The sequence below is a fragment of the Neorhizobium sp. 2083 genome, assembly GCF_031455615.1.
In the GTDB taxonomy this organism is placed as follows: domain Bacteria; phylum Pseudomonadota; class Alphaproteobacteria; order Rhizobiales; family Rhizobiaceae; genus Neorhizobium.
The window spans coordinates 1-1,203 of the sequence record NZ_JAVDTC010000029.1 but is presented as its reverse complement, the minus strand read 5'-3'; the positions used below and the strand labels follow the sequence as shown (position 1 = coordinate 1,203).

1 protein-coding gene is annotated in these 1,203 nt (G+C 53.9%); it reads right to left on the bottom strand.

The annotated features are described in order from the left end of the window. On the bottom strand, nt 1-1,203 hold a 1,203-nt coding region (locus J2X76_RS31565), incomplete at both ends, for a VCBS repeat-containing protein (protein WP_310221895.1).

Here is a 1,203-nt window from a genome sequence, read left to right as displayed (position 1 = left end):
CGTCGATGGCGTGTAGTCAACCGAGACCACGCCGCCCGTCTCTAGTTTCACAGATCGCAAAAGGTTCGGGTTGCCGGAACCCGCCTGCGACATCATGGGATTGTCCGAGCCGGTTCTATAGTAGTCTGGCAAACCATCCCCGTTGAAGTCCCCATACGGGGTATAGTACTTGGGGAGCGTATAATTGGACGGCATCAAGTGCCAGCCAGTCAAATCAGAACTAAGTGAATAGACAGTATTGCTTAAATATAGATCGACCTTGCCATCATTGTCTGCATCTTTCAAAGCGAGGCCATCGCTCCATGAGACAGTGGTGGCAGCAACATAGCCGCTGCCGGTGGAAAGATAGACGTACGCGGTACCACCTTCAATCCTGTAAATAAGGTCGGTCGCTCCATCCCCATTGACATCACCCAAGGTGCACGTGCTGCCGTAGGACACGAGGTAGCATCCAGCAATATCCACTGGTCCCCACGAGCCGTTCGTTACCTTGTAGGTTCCGTGCTCAGTCACCGCAGCTTGCCGCCCATTCGCAGCAAGATCAATCACACCTCCAACATAACCTCCGATATGAGCGAGGACGTCTATCCCATCGCCGTCATGATCGACCGTTACGTTGTATAAATCTTGGAGATGATAGGGATCCCGCGGAGGTATAGACAGTCCTTGCTGACAAGCGGGATGAGAGGCTGGGCATTCTCCAATGGTAGCGCTGAGTCCTGGGGCGACATCGACGATTTTTGCGCGGTAGGTTTGTGCAATCTGCCCGTCCCCATTTGTCTCCCACGAATAAAGGACAACTGGAACGTCTTTGGGCTTACCAGCGATAAACCTACCAGGAGAGAACACTCGTATTTCGGACGAAGGAAAGCCAAGATCTAACGCCGACGCCAGAGCGCCAACACCATTGACGTCAAATTTATACAGCTGCCATGGGGTGAGCGAGCCAGGATAAAAGTCCAAGCCGGTGACCGTTTTGACGATCTGGAGCTCATCCTTGCCGTCGAAATCGAAATCGACCGCCGCCTCATGGATTGTTGTCTCCTGTCCACCGCAGCACGCTCGCGACATATTTATCCAGGTTTGCGAATAACTGAACCCGACATTATCATAGGTCATCTGCCTGATGGTCTTGGACGTTGGGCCGGTGACGACGCCTGCCGCGGAGACGGTGGCGTCGCGGCCGTAGCGGTCGACCTTGGT